The organism is Kaistia dalseonensis, assembly GCF_030814715.1.
Lineage (GTDB): Bacteria > Pseudomonadota > Alphaproteobacteria > Rhizobiales > Kaistiaceae > Kaistia > Kaistia dalseonensis.
The window spans coordinates 391,893-408,616 of the sequence record NZ_JAUSVO010000004.1; the positions used below are offsets into that span (position 1 = coordinate 391,893).

Genomic DNA, 16,724 nt, shown 5'->3' on the forward strand with positions numbered 1-16,724 from the left:
CCGCCATTCCAGCTGTGCGCGGAGATGGCGGCTGATCGGATATCCCAAAGTCGAGTGCGGGAAAACCGCCTCAATAGGGGCCCTTCTCGCCGTTCTTCATCAGATAGGCCATCCCCATCTTGTAGAAGTCGGCCATATACGAGCCGTTCTCGAACGCCTCGAATTGTGGCGTCTCGCCCGGCTTCATGATCTCGGGGATTGGCGCGATCGTGACGTCGTAATCGGGATTGGCGAAGAACGGGATGGAATAGCGCGGCCGGAGCGCGCGGTTGACCACGCGGTGGGGCGTCGAGACGAAGCGGCCATTGGTCCACTTCATCATGACATTGCCGATATTGATGACATAGGCGCCCTTGACCGGCGGTGCGCCGATCCAGACACCGTCCTTGCGCTCGACCTCGAGGCCGCCCGTATCGTCCTGCATCAGCAGCGTGAAGGCGCCCGTATCGCGATGCTCGCCGGCGCCGATTTCCAGATCCTCCTCGCGCAGCGAGACCGGCGGGCGGTAATGGAGCAGCGAGAGCTGCACCACCGGCTTCTGGTAGAAGGGCTCGAAATAGTCCTCTGGCAGGCCGAGCGCCATGGCGAAGGCGGCGCGCAAATGGCCCGACAGTGTCATCACGGCATCGAAATAGGCTTCGACGGTCGGCTTGAACGCGGCCTGGCCCTCGGGCCAGCGGTTCGGCAGATGCAGCGGCTTGCCGGCGAGGACATCGGGATCGTCGGGCGGAAGGTCGAGCATGAAGCGATAGGTTTCGATCGCGCCGCCGACCGTTCCGCCCTCGGCCTCCAGCTTGGACGGCACATAGCCGCGCCAATGCTCCAGCGTCGCGGCGGATTTCATCCGCTCCGGGAAGGGCTGGGCGTAATAGCCCGCCGAGACGGCGAAGGTCCTGTCGATCAAATCCTGCGGCACGCCGTGATTGGCGAGATAGAAGAAGCCAACCTCCTCGCAGGCCTGGCCGATCGCGGCGGCAACCGCCGCACGCTCCTCGGGGCCGCCGGTCAGGAAGGGCTCGAAATCGATGATCGGGATGTCGGACACATCGACGGTCTGGGCCTTCTCATAGGCCCTGGGCAGATTGGCGACCTTCATCAGGGATGTTCCTCCGGAACGAGAGGTGGTGAAGCGGCGAGAGGTGGGCGAGCGAGCGCCTGGCGTGCCATGGCGCCGAGTGCGGCCTTGACCGCGCGCACCTGCGTCTCCAGCGCCATGGATGGCAGATCGAGCGGCGAGCCGGGCGCCGTCTCGGGTGCCCCGCCACGTTGACGCATCATCCACACGATCTGTTCGGGCAGATAGGGCAGGTGCAGGAAGCCGCAGGGGCTGGTCATGCCGCGCCCTTCGAGCGCGCCGAGATAGGTGTAGAGCGTCACGTTGCAGAGATGCGTGCCGGCATGGAACGAAGTCCGGGCCGGAATGCCCTCCTCGACGATCGCGGCGGCCACCGCTTCGGCGTCCCATGTGGCGAAACGCGCCGGCGGGCCGTCGGCATCGATCGGCACGCCGCCGAGCGGGCGCACGCCCTCATTGTCGGGAATGGCGAAATGGCAGGCATTGACGCCGATCTTCTCGATGCGGACGACCGGCGCGCCGAGCGCAAGGCCGAGCGCCAGCACGAAGACGGGGCGGACTTCGTCGATCAGGGCCGGCAGCAGGGTCGGCAGACGGTCGCGGCTGACGGGGGTCGCACGGGTCCGGATCGTGACGCCCTCGATCACCAGACCATCGATGAAGGGCAGGACCAGTTCGGCTGGATTGGTGGGCAGGCCGGCAAAGGGCTCCGAGCCGGTGACGAGCCCGATTGGGCCGCTCATCGCCTCATTCTCCATCCCGGCGATCGCCGATACGGCTCCATCATCGCGCCTCCTCGTGCCTCTCCGACGGAACGGGCAGGCCCGTGCCGGCGGATGCTTGGAAGATTACAGCGATTGCCGCGGCATGGCTGCGCAAATTCAAGCCATGCTGCGTAAATTGTCAACAATCAATCATATTGTCGCCAATCCAGATTTTATCGACAATATGGCAGGCTGCGAGATGGCTGCAAGCTGGCCCGGCTGCCTGCCGCGTCAGGCCATGCGTTCCAGTCGTTCCAGCACGGCGGTGGCCGTCAGCTCGATATGCGCGGCGAGCACTTTGCCGGCGCGGACTGCATCGCGCCCGATCGCCGCATCGAGCAGTTCCTCATGCTGTTGGGCAAGTCGAACCTGGACAACAGGGTCGCGGCCGGCGAGGCGGCGGTAGCGATCGAACTGGTCGTGCAGGACGGCGCAGAAATGCAATGTCCAGGGCGAGCCGCAGGCGGCGATCAGTGCATTGTGGAAGGCGCGGTGTCGCGTCTCCCATTCTTCCGGCACGGTGTCGCCCTCCGGCTCGGCTTCGACGCGGCCCAGCCGCCGCAGCCTGTGATGGGCGAGGACGACGCCTTCCTCCCAGCTTTCATCGCCATGGGCGACCGAGGATTCGATCGCCTTGCTTTCGAGATCCACGCGCAGCGCTGCAATATCAGAGAAGTCCTTGAGCGAGATCGGTGGCACGCGGAAGCCGCGATTGACCTCCTGCAGCACCAATCGGTCGGCCGCAAGCCGCGACAGCGCCTCGCGGAGCGGGCTCGTGCCGATGCCATAGCGCGCCTGCAACTCGATGAAGCGGAGGCGTGATCCTGCCTGCAGCGCGCCGGAAATGATGTCCGCCCGCAACAGCCGGAAAGCGTCGGCGGATACGGCCTCCTCCGTCACCGGTGCTGATGCAGCGTCTGCCATGGTTCCAGTCCCTTCCATTGCACCACCACGCATGATGATGTGATTCTGTGGAAAATCCGTGTTATCCAGATTCTTTGTCGAGTTGTCGACAATGTCGACGCATAACAGAAGCCAGCCTTCAGAACGATCGAGACGCCTTCATGCCCATAATGCCCGGTCACGACGCAACGCAACCTGAGCCTGTAGATATCGTGCTGGCGGATGGCCGTATCGTCAATGAGAACGGTACGATCGCGGCGTCGATTGCGATTTCCGGCGGGAAGATCGTGGCGATCGGCGAGGATCGGCTGATGCCGCCGGCGCGCGAGCGGATCTCGGTCGCCGGCAAGCACATCCTGCCCGGCGCGATCGACGTCCATGTCCATTTCCGCGATCCCGGCATGCCGCATAAGGAAGATTGGGCAACCGGCAGCGCCGCGGCGGCGGTCGGCGGCGTCACCACCGTCTTCGACATGCCCAACACACTGCCGCCGACCGATACGCTGGAGAGCTTCCAGCTGAAGCTCGCCGCGGCCAAGTCGAAGTCGATCGTCGATTTCGGGCTCTATGGCCTTCTCGGCGAGCATAATCTCGGGCAATTGCCGGAACTGGCCGAGGCCGGGGCGATGGGCTTCAAGCTCTTCCTCGGCAACACGACCGGCGACTTGCCCTGCCCGAGCGATGGCGCGGTGCTGGAGGGGTTCGAGATCCTGGCGGAACTCGGCCTGCGCTGCTCGATCCATGCGGAGAACTCGCCGATCCTGTTCTGGCGCCAGAACAAGTTGAAGGCCGCCGGGCGGGACGACGTGCTCGCCCATCTCGCGGCACGCACCGACGTCGTCGCCGTCGAGGCGTTGAACCGGGCTTGCACCCTCGCCGAATGGACCGGCGCGCGCATCCATATCGTGCATGAGAGCAGCGCGCGCAGCATCCCCTTCATCCGCTTCTGGAAGGAGCGCGGCGTCGACCTGACCGTCGAGACCTTGCCGCAATATCTCTATCTTTCGGCCGAAGAGATGCTGGAGCCGGGTGGCGAGGTGTTGCGCATGAACCCGCCCATCCGCGAGAAGGCGCAACAGGAGCCGCTGTGGCAGGCGCTTGTCGACGGGACGATCGACATGATTTCGACCGATCACGCGCCGCACGCCATCGACGAGAAATATGGCCCGCGCGTCTGGGACCTCGCCTGCGGCTTTCCCGGCGTCGAGACCTCGATGGCGCTGATGCTGACGGCGGTCGCCAAGGGGCGGATGTCGCTCGAGCGCTATGTCGCGATTGCGAGCAGCGCGCCGGCACGGGCCTTCGGTCTCTATGGCCGGAAGGGCGTGATCCGCCCGGGAGCCGATGCCGATCTCGCCATCGTCGATCTCGACAAGAGAGCGACGCTCTCGGCGGCGGCGCTGCATTCGCGCGGCAAGGTCTCGGCCTATGAGGGCATGGCGGTCAAAGGCGTGCCGGTGATGACCTTCGTGCGCGGCAGGCTGGTGGCGCAGGACGGCGAGGTTGTCGCCGCGCCCGGCTGGGGCGAACTGGTCCGCCCGCAGATGGCGGCACCAGCCCCGCGCAATCTCAACACCACCATGAAGGCCATCCTGAAGCCCGGCCAGCAGCCATGGGGCTGAGCCCTCGATCCCTCCGCGTCGGGCTGATCGGTGCCGGCGCAATCGGCTCCTGGCATGCGCGGATCGTGAGCGAGCGGCCCGATGCCGATCTCGTCGCGATCTGCGACCTGGATGCCGTTCGCGCGGAGGCGCTCGCGGCGCGCTTTGGCGGCGACGCCTATACTGACGCGGCGGCGCTCTTTGCCAGTGCCGCGCTCGACGCCGTGATCCTGGCGAGCCCGGAAAGCGTCCATGTCGAGCAGGCGCTGCTTGCGGCCGCGGCCGGCGTGCCGATGCTGATCGAGAAGCCCGTGGCAGCCGATCTCGCCGGGATTGCGGCCATTCGCGCAGCGGCGCAGGCGGCCGGTGTCGCCGTCATGGCCGGCCATGTCGAGCGCTTCGAGATCGGCTCGGCGCAATTGAAGACGGCGGTGGACGAGGGCGTTTGCGGACGCCTGGTCTCGATCGCCGCGCGGCGCCAGTTCGTCGCGCTCGAGATGCCGCGCTTCAAAGGGATTTCGACCACCTTGCGCATCCTCGGTGTGCATGATTTCGATCTCATCACCTGGATTCATCCCGTTCAGATTGCGGAAGTCTATGCAGCGGCCGGGCGCGGGCGTATCTTCGAGGAAACGGGCCTCGATGATCATGTCATGACGACGATCCGATTTGCCGATGGAGCGGTTGCGCTGGTTGAGAGCGCCTGGACGCTGCCGGCGCCCTATGGTGCCTTCCAGACGCCTGACGGATGGTCGCCGGCGGGCAATAACCGGCTCGACGTCTTCGGCGCGACGGGCATGGTTTCGAACGATATGAGCCTGCGCGGACAGCAATTGATCGCCTTCGACGAACAGTCCGGCTTTCGCGCCGCCGGCATTCGTCATCAGCCACTGCTTCATGGTCGCGTCGTCGGCGCCCTGGCCGAGGAGGTCTCCGCCTTCCTGCGCATGGTTGCGGAGAAGAGCGCGCCCATTGTGGGTCTCGACGATGCCGAGCGGGCCGTGGCGCTGACGTCCGCCGCCGAGGCGTCGCTGGCGAGTGGCCTGCCGGTTCGGCCGACGGGCTGAACGCCATGGCGCTCTATGATGGCCCGATCATCGACGCCCACCACCATCTCTGGACCTTCGACGCCGCCGAACTGCCATGGCTCGCCGCTGAGGCCAATGCGCCGCTCGCTCGTGATTTTGGCGCCGAGGATTATGGTACCGCCGCCGGTGACCTGCCGATCGTCGCGACGGTCTGGATCGAGGCGCTGGCTCGATCGTCCGAGCGTGAGGCGCTGGCGGCCTGTGCGGTCCGTCGCCGGACGCTCTGGCTCTGCAACGCGCTGGTCGCCCATGCGCCGCTCGATGCGCCCGATATTGCCGATCGGCTCGACGCGCTCCGGGCGGCCTTGCCGAGGCTTCGCGGCATTCGCGATATCGTCGCGGTCAGGCGGGGGGCGAACTCCTTCGCGCGCCGGCCCGATCTGCTGGAAAGGCCGGAATTTCTCGAAGGATTACGCGCGCTTGCCGAGCGCAATCTCGCCTTCGACCTCATGCTCGAACCCTGGCAGATGAAGGATGCGCTGCGGCTGGTGAAGCGCCTGCCGGGGCTGCAATTCATCATCGAGCATGCGGGCAGCCCGGATTTTTCGAGCGATGAGGGGGCGGCGCTCTGGCAGGGCGCCATGAAGGCGGCGGCCGCCTATCCCAATGTCGCAGTCAAGATATCGGCGCTCCATTGCCGGATGCCTGGCTGGACCGACGAGCGGCTGGCCGGGCCGATCCGGGCGCTGGTCGACTGGTTCGGCGTTGATCGCCTTGCCTTCGCCAGCGATTTCCCGGTGCATGACCTTTCATGTCCGTTCAGGCGGGCGTTCGAAACGCTCGGCAGGGCGGTCGCAGTCCTTTCGCCTGCGGCGCAGCGGGCTCTGTTTCACGATACGGCACAGGCGCTCTACCGGATCTGAATCGGCGCCAAGCGTTTGATAGAGTTTACCAATCAGACGATCGTGCCGCCATCGACGAGCAAGTCCTGGCCGGTGATGTTGCGCGCGGCGTCGGAGAGCAGGAAGACGACGGAATTGGCGATGTCCTCCGCCGTGCTCATGCGACCGAGCGCCGACGTCGCCGCGAAACGGGCGAAGCGCTCGTCGAGCGAAATGCCTTCGCGATCAGCCTCTTCGCCCAATTGTCGGGTCAGCCGCGGGCCTTCGACGCCGCCGGGCGAGACCATGTTGACGCGCACGCCGGCGCTTCCGGCTTCGAGCGCGGCGGATTTCGTCATGCCGCGCAACGTCCATTTCGTGGCGCCATAGAGCGAGGATTTGCGCACGCCCTTGAAGCCGAACGTGCCGCCAATATTGACCAGGCTGCCGCCGCCGCGCGCGATCAACTCGGGCAATATCGCCTTCATGACGAGGAAGGTTCCGAGCACGTTCACGTCGAAAAGCTCGCGGAAATCAGCGACGGAATGCTCCCAGAGGGTCTTGCCGGACGGCCCGGTGACGCCGGCGACATTAACGGCGCCATAGAGCGTCTGCGGGAAGGTCTCGGATGCCGCGCGGATGGCGGCCTGGACTTCGTCTTCATCGGTCACGTCCGCGCGCTGGACGAGGACGGCGCGGCCCAATTGGCGCATTTCCTCGGCCGTCCTTTCGATCGCGGCCATGTCGCGACCGATCAGGATCAGGTCACCGCCGGCTTCGGCAATGGCGCGGGTGATGGCACCGCCCATGCCCTTGGCGGGGCCGGTGACGAGGAAGGCGCGGTTCTTGAGCGACAGGTCGGGCATGTGATTTCTTCAGTTCCGCCAGGCGGTCAGCCGTTTTTCGACGGCGGTGGTGAGCCAGTAGATGGTGTAGGCCATGATCATGCTGACGATCACGGCGGCCCAGAGCAGGCCGGTCTTGCGATAGGAGGAGGCGTCGAGGATCAGCGTGCCGAGCCCGGGCGCGCCAGAGAGCCATTCGGCGAGCATGGCGGAAAGGATGGCGCTGGTCGCGGCACTCCTGAGGCCCGCGAAAATGAAGGGCAGCGCGAAGGGCAGGCGGACCTTGATGAAGGTCTTGAACCATCCGGCACCCAGCACATGCATGAGTTCGAGCGCGTTTTTCCGCGTCGAGGAGAAGCCCTTCATGGCGTTCACCATGATCGGAAAAAAGGAGACGATCACCACGACGGCGATGGCCGTGCCGATGCCGCGGCCGAAAATCATGATCAATATCGGGGCGATAGCGAGAACCGGCGCCGTGCGGAGCCCGATCACGATCGGCAGCACCGCATGGGTCACCTTCCGCGACGAGACGAAGATCGCGGCGAGTACGATCGCCAGCACGAAGGCGACGAGGAGGCCGGCGGCGGCGTTGCGGAGCGTGAAGAAGAGGGCATAGCCGATCTTGTCGGCCTCCTTCAGGAAGGCGGTCCAGGCCGCCTCGGGTGGCGGCATGATGTAGGGCGGGACGGCGAAGGCGGTGACAGCGAGCTTCCACAGCGCGAGCAGGACGACGACGAACACCACCGGCCCGACCATCCCGCGCAACCTTGCGGCTGCCGAAGGGCCGACAACAGGGGCGGCAATATCAGCCATTGGCGTTGCCTTTCATGGCCCCAATCGCATCGATCGGTTGCCCCACGACGATCCGCTCAGCGATCGCAACTAGTCCATAGGCCGATGTGGCGAGACAGCAGACGGCGACGATGGTCAGCCAGGCGAGCGGCACATCGAAGGAGAATAGCGCATAGGTCATCATGATGCCGAGCCCGCGATCGGCGCTGACCCATTCGGCGATGAGGGCGCCGAGCACGGAGAGGGGAGCGGCGATCTTGAGCGCGGAGAAGAGATAGGGGAGGGCGGAGGGGAAGGCGAGCTTGACGAGCCGCTGCCAGCGCGAGGCGGCGAGGATATGGAAGAGATCGGAGACGTTGCGGTCGACCGCCTTGAAGCCTTGCACAACCCCGACGAGCAATGGAAACAGCGCGGCGATGGTGGCGATGACGATCCGGGCCGGGAGGCCATTGCCGACCCAGACCATCAGGATCGGCGTCAGGGCGATCAGCGGGATCGAATCGACGACGATGCCGAGCTTCAGGATGGTCGGCTCGGATTTCCGATAGCTGACGGCGATGGCGCCGAGCATGAGCGCGATCAGCGTCGCGAGCACGAAGCCCGAGAGCGCGGAGAGGACGGTCGGCCCCATATGGTAGAAGAGGTCGGCATAGGAACGGCCGAAGGCGCCGCCAATCTCGCTCGGCGCCGGCACGGTGATCGGCAGGAAGCCCAGATCCTTGATCGCCTCCCAGAGACCGACCAGCACCAGCACGATCAGCGCGGGAACGCCGACCGCGCCGATCGCGCGCCGAATTCGGCCCCGGGACATGCCGGAGGCCGGCGCGGGAAGGGCGGCGCCCTCAGCCATGGGCCGGCTCCGGCTCGGCCTTCAGTTCGTCGCCAAACAGCGCGGCGCGGACGGCGTTTTCGAGATGGTTGAAGGCCGGCGTCTGCAGCATGGCGAGCGCACGCGGGCGCGGTAAATCGACATCGATGGTGGTGACGAGCCGGCCGGGATGGGCGGCGAGCACATGCACCTGATCGGCCATGAAGACGGCCTCGCCGATCGTGTGGGTGACGAGGATCGCTGTCGTGCCGGTCTCCTGCCAGATCCGCAGCAATTCCATGTTCATGCGCTGGCGGGTGATCTCGTCGAGCGCGCCGAAGGGCTCGTCGAGGAGCAGGATCTTCGGGCGAAGCACCAGCGCGCGGGCGATCGAGACGCGCTGCTGCATGCCGCCGGAAAGCTGGGCCGGCTTCGCATTCTCGAAGCCGGAGAGGCCGACGAGGCGGATCAGCGTCTCGGGTCGTGGCCCATCGCCGATCGGCCCGCCGGCGATCTCGAGCGGCAGCGCGATATTGTCCATGACGGAGCGCCAGGGCAGCAGGCTCGCATCCTGGAACACGAAGCCGATCTCGTGCCGCCGCCTGGCTTCGTCCGGCGGCGTGCCGCCAATGGTGATCTTGCCCGCGCTCGGCGCCAGAATATCGGCGACGAGCCGAAGCAGCGTGGACTTGCCGCAGCCGGACGGCCCGATCAGCGCGGAAAAGCTGCCCGAGGGGAATTTGAGCGAGATATCGTCGATCGCCGTGACCGAACGACCGTCGATCGCGAAATTCTTGGTGACGTGGTCGATGGTGATGTCGGTCATGGGTACCAGTCTGGTTCGGAATTGACCCTTCGCGACATAGTGCGCGAAGGGTCTTGTCTGTCGACCCGCCTCCTGCCTAGCCCGCCCCTTGCGGGCGGGTCGAAGACGCCCCTGCGTTTTCGGGACGGGGTCGGACACGGTCTCGTCAGGACGGCAGGACTGCCGCCAAGAACGTACTTGTCTCCAAGAACGCCTTGGCGATGCCAAGGCTAACCCCGCCCCAAAACCGCAGGGCGGTTTTGACCCGCCCGCAAGGGGCGGGTTAAGCGGAGCGCGTGGCGATTGCGGCGATGCTTCTTACTTCCCGTGTGCGGCGGCGATCAGCTTCTGCGTCACGACGTCCTCGACCTTGACCTGGCCTTCCTTCAAATCGCCGGCCTTGATCGAGAAATCGATGCCCTGCTGGAACACCGAGGGCTCGATCCAGAGCAGGCCGTTCTTGGCGGCGTCGCCGACCGGGATGAAATCCTTGTAGACGCCGGCTTCGACCGTTTGCGCCTTCAGATCGAGGCCGCGCTGGCCATATTTGTCGACCATCAGCTTGGCCATGGCGTCGGGATTGTCGAGGAACCATTGCCAGCCCTTGATCTCGGCCTTGAGCCAGCGAACGATCAGGTCGGATTTGGTGTCGATCGATTCATCGGTCGCATAGAGCACGCCGGCATAGCCGGGCAGGCCGAGATCGTTCATGTAGGCGACTTCGATATCGACGCCGCGCGTCTTCAGCATCACGCCCTGATTGGTCGCCCAGCCATAATAGCCGTCGACCTGGCCGGCCGCGAGCATGCCGGGATCGGTGCCGACCGGAACGTAATTGACCGAGGCCGGATCAAGGCCGGCCGCCTTCATCAGCACGTCCATTTGCGGGCGGGTGGCGTTCGGCAGCGCGATCGTCTTGCCGGGGAAATCGGCGAGCGTCTTGATCGGCTTGGAGGCGAGCGACATGATCGCGCCGGGCGCCTTCTGCATGATCGCAGCGAAGGCCTTGACCGGCACGCCGCCGATGCGGTTGCGGATCACGCCCTCGACATCGCTGTCGCTCGTGATGGCCTGGCCGCTGGCGACCACCGCCGTGCCATCCGTGCCCGGTCCGCCGGGCAGGAATTCGGCCTCGATGCCCTCGGCGGCGAAATAGCCCTGGTCGATCGCGGCGAAATGGCCGCCGAACTGGATCGACTTGATCCAGCCGAGCTGGTGCACGAACTGGTCGGCGGCATAGGCGCGGCGGGCGCCGAAGGTCAGCGCGCCGGGCGCCATGAACATGCCGGCGAAGAGACCGCCCGTCTTCAGAACGGAACGCCGGTTCACACCGGGGGCCGCGAGGGCGGGGAGGGATGGGATGTCTGAGCGTCCTGATTTCTCGGTCATGAAGTGCCCTTTCTCGCGTTTCCAGCCGGAAGAGACCGATCGTCTATTGAGCAAGCTCTGTGCCAAAAAGAATCCGCAGAAAGCCGACTTTCTACAAAATGGTATTTTGACGATAATCTGTATTCGTGTTGAAAATATCGGCAGCATGCGGCCGTCTTGAGCAGGAGAGAGAATGTCCATCGTCACGGCAAACGGCATCGAACAGGCGATGGTCACGGCCGGCCCGGCGGATGGAGCGCCGGTGCTGCTGGTCCATGGCCTCGGCTGGGACCATACGCTCTGGTCCGGGCAGATCGAGACGCTGGCCGCGCGCGGCTGGCGCGTGATCGCGCCGGACCTGCGCGGCATGGGGCTAAGCGCGAAGCCCGACATGGCCTATTCGATCGATCTCTATGCGCGCGATCTGCTGGCGCTCACTGACGCGCTGGATCTCGGACCGTTTGCGATCGCCGGCTTCTCGCTGGGCGGGATCATCGCGACGGCGATGATCGAGCAGGCGCCGTCACGGATCGGCGCGGCCGTGATCGCCTGCTGCGGCGTTCATACGACGGCGGAAGGGGAGGCGGGCACGGAGGCGATGTTGGCGCGCTCCGCCGGGCTCGGGCCGCTCGCCTTCGCCCGCGAGCAGGCGGCGGCGATCTGGCATCCGGATTTCGCGGCGGCGAATCCCGATCGGGTCGAGCAGTTCATCGCGTGGCGCGCGGCCATGGACCAGGCGGCGCTGACGCGGGCCTTCCGGGCGGGCTATGGCATCGACTATCGGCCGGGGCTCGCCAGGATCACCGCGCCGGTTCGGCTGATCGCGGCGGATCGCGATCCGTTTGCCTCGGTCGCGACCATGGCGGCGATGCGCGAGGCCATTCCCGGCGCCGATCTGGTCGTGATCGAAAACGCCGGCCACATGGCACCGATCGAGCAGCGCGATGCGTTCGATGCGGCGCTGGTAGCATGTTTCGAAAGCGCGTGGCCGGCTCGGGCCGGCTGAGTTCGGCCCGCCCTGAAAGTCAGGCCCATCATGATCGGGCATGGGCCCTGGGCGCGGCGCCGAAGGCCGACCTGAAGGCATGGCCAAAGGCGCTTTGCGAGGTATAGCCGACCTTGCCTGCTATGCTCGCGACGGATTCCTCGCCGCTCGCCAGCGCCGCGCGGGCCATGGTGAGGCGCCATGCCCTGACATAAGCGAGTGGGGGTTCGCCGACCCGGCGCGTGAAGGCGGCGGAGAAGGCGGCGCGCGACATGCCGGCCACCTGAGCCAGATCCGCCACCGTCCATGGCCGCGCAATATCGCCATGGATCGCCCGAAGCGCCCGACCGAGCCGTGGATCGGCGAGGGCACCCAGCCATCCAATCTCGAACTGCGCGGCGCTTGCCGCATAGGCGCGGATCGCCTCCACCACAAAGACATCGGCGAGCCGGGCACTGATGATGTCGCCGCCGATCAGGTCGCGCCCGACTTCGCCATCGATCAACGCCAGGACCGCGGCCATCGCGCCGGAGGCGGCCGTGGATTTGGGGATGAACAGGAAATCGGGCAGCATGTCGAGCAGGAAGCCGGCATTGCCCTCGGCAAAGGCGACGGTTCCCCCGATTGAAACCATATCGTCGCCGCCGAGCCGCACCGCGTCGCAACCGGGTGTGCCGTAGAGGGCCTGGCCGTCGAGGGGCGGCAGTTCCGGGTCGCTCGCCACCGCATAGGCCGTGCGCCCGAGGAGGCAGACATCGCCCGCGGCCATGCGTTGCGGTGGCCGTCCTTCCACCATTATCCAACTCGCTCCGCGCAGCAGCGCGACGAATTTGAGCCGGTCGAGCGCGGGAAAGGCGAGAGCCCATTCGCCGGACGCTTCAAGCCGGGTGCGACGCGTCACCCGTGCGCCGAGGATCGTCAGCACATCGGAAAGAGGGTCAGTCATCGCTTTGGACGATCTCGACAACTATGTGGATTATACAGCATAGGAAATCTTGCTGACCATGCACACTCTCTCTGGAACATTCAATGAAGGAGACGCGAGATGGGCATCGAGGGCAAGATTGTCGCCATTACCGGGGCGAGCAGTGGCATCGGCCGAGCGACGGCGAAGCTGCTCGCGGAACGCGGAGCCCACGTCATATTGGGGGCGCGCAATGAGGAGGCGCTCGCGGCGCTCGTCGACGAGATCAATACCGCAGGTGGAAGAGCCGCCTATAGGGTGACCGATGTCCGTCGCCGGAGCGATCTCGAAGCGCTCGTCGAACTGGCGGTCAAAAGCGGCGGCAAGCTCGACGTCATGATCAACAATGCCGGGATCGGGCCGATATCGCGTTTCGATGCGCTGCGCGTCGAGGATTGGGACGCCATGATCGACGTCAATCTGCGCGGCACTCTTTACGGCATCGCCGCCGCCCTGCCTGTCTTCAACCGCCAGCAATCGGGCCAGATCATCAATGTCGTCTCGACCGCCGGGATCAAGATTGTCCCGACCATGGGCGTCTATGCGGCGACCAAGAACGCGGTGCGGACGATCAGCGAGGCACTCCGGCAGGAATCCGGCCCGCATCTACGGGTCACGGAGGTGTCGCCGGGGATGATCGCGACCGAATTTGCAGGTTCGATCACCGATCCCGCCGTGAAGCAGGCAATCGCAGAGCGCTTGGCCGATATCGCCATTCCGCCAGCCGCGATCGCGCGCGGCATCGCCTATGCGATCGAACAGCCGGACGATGTCGATGTCGGCAGCATCGTCATCCGCCCCACGGCGCAGGATTGAACGGCGGCCCCGGGGAAAATCTCGCGCTTGGCGGGGAGGGCCGGGGGAGGGGCTTGCGGGGAATGCCGTCGATTGCGGCGCTTACCGGCTTCTGCCGGCCGGCCCCCTCTCCAACTCTCCCCCGCCGCGCGGGAGAGAGGGTGGGCCGGTGGAATCCCCCCGCCACGCTGGCGAGGGGCCGTCTGTCAGTAAGGGCTGAGGCTCAGCCCTTGTTCTTGTTGTAGACGTCGAAGATCACGGCGCCGAGCAGCACGAGGCCCTTCACGACCTGCTGCCAGTCGACATTAACGCCCATGATCGACATGCCGTTGTTCATCACGCCCATGATGAAGCCGCCGACCACGGTGCTGATCACCTGGCCGACGCCGCCCATCGCGGAGGCGCCGCCGATGAACACCGCCGCGATCACGTCGAGCTCGCTGCCGAGGCCGGCGGCCGGCACGGCCTGGCCGAGGCGGGCTGCGATGATCAGGCCGCCGAGCGCGGAGAGCACGCCCATATTGATGAACACCAGCAGCGTCAGCCGTTCGGTCTTGATGCCGGAGAGCTGGGCCGCCTTGATGTTGCCGCCCATGGCATAGACGCGGCGACCGATCGTGGTGTGGCGCGTGATGAAGACGAAGATCGCGACGAGGATTCCCATCACCACGAGGACGATCGGGAAGCCGCGATAGACCGCGAACTGGTAGACGAAGAAGAGCGCCAGCGCGGAGATGACCAGCGTCTTGACGAGGAAGAGACCGAAGGGTTCCGCCTGGTAGCCGCGGCTCTCGCGGGTGCGCCGCGAGCTGATGCCGGAGATCACATAGGCGAGCACGCCGATGATGCCGAGCACGATGGTCGTCATGTGCAGGACGATGCCCGAGCCGACAATGGTCTTGCCGGCCGCGTTGACGATCGGCTCGACCAGCGTGAGCGGTCCGATCAGGTCGGGCAGGAAGCCCGAGGAGAGCTGCTTGAAGCCGTCCGGCAGCGGGCCGACGGACGAGCCGCCGCCGAGCAGGCCCTGGCAGAGGCCGCGGAAGACCAGCATGCCGCCGAGCGTGACGATGAAACTCGGTATGCGGTGATAGGCGATCCAGTAGCCCTGCGCCGCGCCGATCGCCCCGCCGATGATCAGGCAGATGATCGAGACGACGAGCGGATTGCCGAAGAAGCCGCCGAGCGGCCAGATCACCATCATCATGGCGGCGAGCGCGCCGATGAAGCCCGCGACGGAGCCGACGGAGAGATCGATGTGGCCGGCGACGATGACGAGCAGCATGCCGAGCGCCATCACGATGATGAAGCTGTTCTGCTGCACGAGATTGCTGAGATTGACCGGCTTGAACAGGGTGCCGGTCGTCAGCTGGAAGAACACCATGATGGCGATCAGCGCCAGGATCAGTCCGTATTCCCGCAAATTCGATACGAATGAGGAGACGGGAACGCGCGGCGCACTCGGCACGTCCTGGGCAACGCCCGACTGCGGTGTGGGGGTGTCGGTCATTATGCTACTTTTCCTTCTCCGCGCACGATGGCGCGCATGATCTTCTCCTGGCTGGCCTCGCTTGCGGCCATTTCCCCGACGATTCCGCCTTCGTTCATGACGTAGATCCGGTCGGAGATGCCCAGAAGTTCGGGCATTTCGGATGAGATGACGATGATCGCCTTACCCTCTGCGGCGAGGCGGGCGATGATCGTGTAGATCTCATACTTGGCGCCGACGTCGATGCCGCGCGTCGGCTCGTCGAGGATCAGCACCTCCGGGTCAGCGAAGAGCCATTTCGACAGCACCACCTTCTGCTGGTTGCCGCCGGAGAGGTTGCCGGTCTTCTGGAAGACGCTGGGGGAGCGGATATTGGTCTTGCGCCGATAGTCGTTGGCGACGTCGAGCTCCTTCAGGTCGTCGATGACGCCCAGGGCCGACACGCCTTTCAGATTGGCGATGGTGATGTTGTTCTTGATGTCGTCGATCAGGTTGAGCCCGAAGACCTTGCGATCCTCGGTGACATAGGCGAGGCCGCGATCGGCCGCCTTGCCGACGGTCGAGACGTCGATCGGCTTGCCCTTGAGGAACACCTCGCCGGTGATCTTGCGGCCATAGGTGCGGCCGAACAGGCTCATGGCGAATTCGGTGCGGCCCGCGCCCATCAGCCCGGCAATGCCGACCACCTCGCCCTTGCGGACGTTCAGGTTGATGTTCTTGATCACCTGCCGGTCCGCGTGCAGCGGATGATAGACCGACCAGTTCTTCACCTCGAAGAACACGTCGCCGATCTTCGGCTCGCGCGGCGGATAGCGGTCCTCGAGCGAGCGGCCCACCATGGAGGTGATGATCCGGTCCTCGCTGATCTGGCTGCGATCCAGCGTCTCGATCGTGCGCCCGTCGCGGATGACGGTGACGTGGTCGGCGACGCGGTTGATCTCGTTCAGCTTGTGCGAAATGATGATGGAGGTGATGCCCTGCCGCTTGAATTCGAGCAGCAGATCGAGCAGCGCCTGGCTGTCCTTCTCCGAAAGGCTCGCGGTCGGCTCGTCGAGGATCAGCAGCTCGACTTCCTTGCTGAGCGCCTTGGCGATTTCCACCAATTGCTGCTTGCCGGTGCCGATATTGGTGATCAGCGTCTTCGGGTCTTCCGAGAGACCGACCTTCTTGAGCAGTTCGCGGGTGCGCGTCTCATTGGCGTCCCAGTCGATGACGCCGAATTTCGCGTGCTCGTTGCCGAGGAAGATGTTCTCGGCGATCGACAGCATCGGCACCAGGGCGAGCTCCTGGTGGATGATGACGATGCCCTTTTCCTCGCTGTCGTGAATGCCCCTGAAATGGCATTCCTGGCCGCGATAGATGATCTTTCCGTCATAGTCGCCTGCCGGATAGACGCCCGACAGGACTTTCATCAGGGTCGATTTGCCGGCCCCGTTCTCGCCGCAGATGGCGTGGATTTCGCCTTCCTCGACTTTGAGATTGACGTTCGACAGTGCCTTGACCCCCGGAAAGGTCTTGGTGATGTCGTGCATCTCGAGAATATATGAAGACATGGAGAGCCGCTCCGGCAAAGGCATCGGGCGCGGAGACGTTAGCGCCTCGCCCGCGCAACGAGAAG

General features: G+C 65.3%; 17 protein-coding genes. 6 read left to right on the forward strand and 11 right to left on the reverse strand.

Annotated elements, in window-relative coordinates:
• Nucleotides 1–70: 70 nt before the first annotated feature.
• From QO014_RS15630 to QO014_RS15640, 3 genes are all read right to left on the reverse strand, one after another.
• A complete protein-coding gene (locus tag QO014_RS15630) occupies nucleotides 71–1,096 on the reverse strand; it encodes an isopenicillin N synthase family dioxygenase (protein ID WP_266349647.1) in 1,026 nt (341 codons plus the stop codon).
• Nucleotides 1,096–1,818, reverse strand: a complete 723-nt coding sequence (locus QO014_RS15635) for a pyroglutamyl-peptidase I (RefSeq protein WP_266349648.1) — start codon at nucleotides 1,816–1,818, stop codon at nucleotides 1,096–1,098. Before QO014_RS15635 ends, QO014_RS15630 begins: the two co-directional genes overlap by 1 nt.
• Nucleotides 1,819–2,070: 252 nt before the next feature.
• Nucleotides 2,071–2,763, reverse strand: coding sequence for a GntR family transcriptional regulator (locus QO014_RS15640; protein WP_266349649.1), 693 nt, complete (start codon nucleotides 2,761–2,763; stop codon nucleotides 2,071–2,073).
• Nucleotides 2,764–2,903: 140 nt separating this feature from the next.
• On the opposite strand from QO014_RS15640, the gene allB reads away from it, so the two are divergent.
• Genes allB through QO014_RS15655 form a run of 3 tightly spaced genes read left to right on the forward strand, consistent with a single transcriptional unit; the run spans nucleotide 2,904 to nucleotide 6,294 of the window.
• Nucleotides 2,904–4,364 (forward strand): allantoinase AllB, encoded by a 1,461-nt coding sequence (gene allB / locus QO014_RS15645; protein ID WP_266349650.1) that lies wholly within the window; start codon nucleotides 2,904–2,906, stop codon nucleotides 4,362–4,364.
• Nucleotides 4,355–5,410 carry a Gfo/Idh/MocA family protein gene (locus QO014_RS15650; RefSeq protein ID WP_266349651.1) on the forward strand — a complete coding sequence of 352 codons (1,056 nt, stop codon included), beginning with the start codon at nucleotides 4,355–4,357 and terminating at the stop codon, nucleotides 5,408–5,410. The genes allB and QO014_RS15650 overlap by 10 nt, the downstream gene beginning before the upstream one ends.
• Before the next feature lie 5 nt (nucleotides 5,411–5,415).
• Entirely contained in the window at nucleotides 5,416–6,294 is an 879-nt protein-coding gene (locus QO014_RS15655; protein ID WP_266349652.1) for an amidohydrolase family protein, read from the forward strand.
• Between the two features lie 32 nt (nucleotides 6,295–6,326).
• Here QO014_RS15655 and QO014_RS15660 read toward each other — a convergent pair whose 3' ends face one another.
• The 5 genes from QO014_RS15660 to QO014_RS15680 form a co-directional block, all read right to left on the reverse strand.
• The gene (locus QO014_RS15660; RefSeq protein ID WP_266349653.1) at nucleotides 6,327–7,118 is read right to left on the reverse strand and encodes an SDR family NAD(P)-dependent oxidoreductase; all 792 of its coding nucleotides are present in this window, start codon (nucleotides 7,116–7,118) and stop codon (nucleotides 6,327–6,329) included.
• Between the two features lie 9 nt (nucleotides 7,119–7,127).
• Complete coding sequence (locus QO014_RS15665; protein WP_266349654.1) at nucleotides 7,128–7,913, reverse strand: ABC transporter permease; 786 nt, start codon at nucleotides 7,911–7,913, stop codon at nucleotides 7,128–7,130.
• Nucleotides 7,906–8,742 (reverse strand): ABC transporter permease, encoded by an 837-nt coding sequence (locus tag QO014_RS15670; RefSeq protein ID WP_266349655.1) that lies wholly within the window; start codon nucleotides 8,740–8,742, stop codon nucleotides 7,906–7,908. Before QO014_RS15670 ends, QO014_RS15665 begins: the two co-directional genes overlap by 8 nt.
• Nucleotides 8,735–9,526, reverse strand: a complete 792-nt coding sequence (locus QO014_RS15675; RefSeq protein WP_266349656.1) for an ABC transporter ATP-binding protein — start codon at nucleotides 9,524–9,526, stop codon at nucleotides 8,735–8,737. Before QO014_RS15675 ends, QO014_RS15670 begins: the two co-directional genes overlap by 8 nt.
• Nucleotides 9,527–9,823: 297 nt before the next feature.
• The gene (locus QO014_RS15680; RefSeq protein ID WP_266349657.1) at nucleotides 9,824–10,834 is read right to left on the reverse strand and encodes an ABC transporter substrate-binding protein; all 1,011 of its coding nucleotides are present in this window, start codon (nucleotides 10,832–10,834) and stop codon (nucleotides 9,824–9,826) included.
• Nucleotides 10,835–10,865: 31 nt separating this feature from the next.
• On the opposite strand from QO014_RS15680, the gene QO014_RS15685 reads away from it, so the two are divergent.
• Complete coding sequence (locus QO014_RS15685; protein ID WP_266349658.1) at nucleotides 10,866–11,054, forward strand: hypothetical protein; 189 nt, start codon at nucleotides 10,866–10,868, stop codon at nucleotides 11,052–11,054.
• A gap of 12 nt (nucleotides 11,055–11,066) precedes the next feature.
• The gene (locus tag QO014_RS15690) at nucleotides 11,067–11,879 is read left to right on the forward strand and encodes an alpha/beta fold hydrolase (protein ID WP_266349659.1); all 813 of its coding nucleotides are present in this window, start codon (nucleotides 11,067–11,069) and stop codon (nucleotides 11,877–11,879) included.
• A gap of 28 nt (nucleotides 11,880–11,907) precedes the next feature.
• On the opposite strand, the gene QO014_RS15695 is transcribed toward QO014_RS15690, so the two are convergent.
• Nucleotides 11,908–12,804: an AraC family transcriptional regulator gene (locus QO014_RS15695; RefSeq protein WP_266349660.1), complete on the reverse strand. Its 897-nt coding sequence runs from the start codon at nucleotides 12,802–12,804 to the stop codon at nucleotides 11,908–11,910.
• 99 nt (nucleotides 12,805–12,903) lie between these two features.
• Here QO014_RS15695 and QO014_RS15700 point away from each other — a divergent pair, with 99 nt between their 5' ends.
• The gene (locus tag QO014_RS15700; protein WP_266349661.1) at nucleotides 12,904–13,638 is read left to right on the forward strand and encodes an SDR family oxidoreductase; all 735 of its coding nucleotides are present in this window, start codon (nucleotides 12,904–12,906) and stop codon (nucleotides 13,636–13,638) included.
• Between the two features lie 202 nt (nucleotides 13,639–13,840).
• Here QO014_RS15700 and mmsB read toward each other — a convergent pair whose 3' ends face one another.
• Both mmsB and mmsA read right to left on the reverse strand, forming a co-directional pair.
• Complete coding sequence (gene mmsB, locus QO014_RS15705; protein WP_266349662.1) at nucleotides 13,841–15,127, reverse strand: multiple monosaccharide ABC transporter permease; 1,287 nt, start codon at nucleotides 15,125–15,127, stop codon at nucleotides 13,841–13,843.
• Nucleotides 15,127–16,659 (reverse strand): multiple monosaccharide ABC transporter ATP-binding protein, encoded by a 1,533-nt coding sequence (mmsA, locus tag QO014_RS15710; RefSeq protein ID WP_266349663.1) that lies wholly within the window; start codon nucleotides 16,657–16,659, stop codon nucleotides 15,127–15,129. The genes mmsB and mmsA overlap by 1 nt, the downstream gene beginning before the upstream one ends.
• Between the last annotated feature and the right edge of the window lie 65 nt (nucleotides 16,660–16,724).

What these genes read in the sequence shown, in the direction of transcription:
- QO014_RS15675 (WP_266349656.1), bottom strand. Translation starts at nt 9,526, where the DNA reads ATGACCGACATCACCATCGACCACGTCACCAAGAATTTCGCGATCGAC.
- mmsB (WP_266349662.1), bottom strand. Translation starts at nt 15,127, where the DNA reads ATGACCGACACCCCCACACCGCAGTCGGGCGTTGCCCAGGACGTGCCG.
- QO014_RS15630 (WP_266349647.1), bottom strand. Translation starts at nt 1,096, where the DNA reads ATGAAGGTCGCCAATCTGCCCAGGGCCTATGAGAAGGCCCAGACCGTC.
- QO014_RS15690 (WP_266349659.1), top strand. Translation starts at nt 11,067, where the DNA reads ATGTCCATCGTCACGGCAAACGGCATCGAACAGGCGATGGTCACGGCC.
- allB (WP_266349650.1), top strand. Translation starts at nt 2,904, where the DNA reads ATGCCCATAATGCCCGGTCACGACGCAACGCAACCTGAGCCTGTAGAT.
- QO014_RS15650 (WP_266349651.1), top strand. Translation starts at nt 4,355, where the DNA reads ATGGGGCTGAGCCCTCGATCCCTCCGCGTCGGGCTGATCGGTGCCGGC.
- QO014_RS15670 (WP_266349655.1), bottom strand. Translation starts at nt 8,742, where the DNA reads ATGGCTGAGGGCGCCGCCCTTCCCGCGCCGGCCTCCGGCATGTCCCGG.
- mmsA (WP_266349663.1), bottom strand. Translation starts at nt 16,659, where the DNA reads ATGTCTTCATATATTCTCGAGATGCACGACATCACCAAGACCTTTCCG.
- QO014_RS15655 (WP_266349652.1), top strand. Translation starts at nt 5,416, where the DNA reads ATGGCGCTCTATGATGGCCCGATCATCGACGCCCACCACCATCTCTGG.
- QO014_RS15685 (WP_266349658.1), top strand. Translation starts at nt 10,866, where the DNA reads ATGTCTGAGCGTCCTGATTTCTCGGTCATGAAGTGCCCTTTCTCGCGT.
- QO014_RS15635 (WP_266349648.1), bottom strand. Translation starts at nt 1,818, where the DNA reads ATGAGCGGCCCAATCGGGCTCGTCACCGGCTCGGAGCCCTTTGCCGGC.
- QO014_RS15640 (WP_266349649.1), bottom strand. Translation starts at nt 2,763, where the DNA reads ATGGCAGACGCTGCATCAGCACCGGTGACGGAGGAGGCCGTATCCGCC.
- QO014_RS15700 (WP_266349661.1), top strand. Translation starts at nt 12,904, where the DNA reads ATGGGCATCGAGGGCAAGATTGTCGCCATTACCGGGGCGAGCAGTGGC.
- QO014_RS15695 (WP_266349660.1), bottom strand. Translation starts at nt 12,804, where the DNA reads ATGACTGACCCTCTTTCCGATGTGCTGACGATCCTCGGCGCACGGGTG.
- QO014_RS15660 (WP_266349653.1), bottom strand. Translation starts at nt 7,118, where the DNA reads ATGCCCGACCTGTCGCTCAAGAACCGCGCCTTCCTCGTCACCGGCCCC.
- QO014_RS15665 (WP_266349654.1), bottom strand. Translation starts at nt 7,913, where the DNA reads ATGGCTGATATTGCCGCCCCTGTTGTCGGCCCTTCGGCAGCCGCAAGG.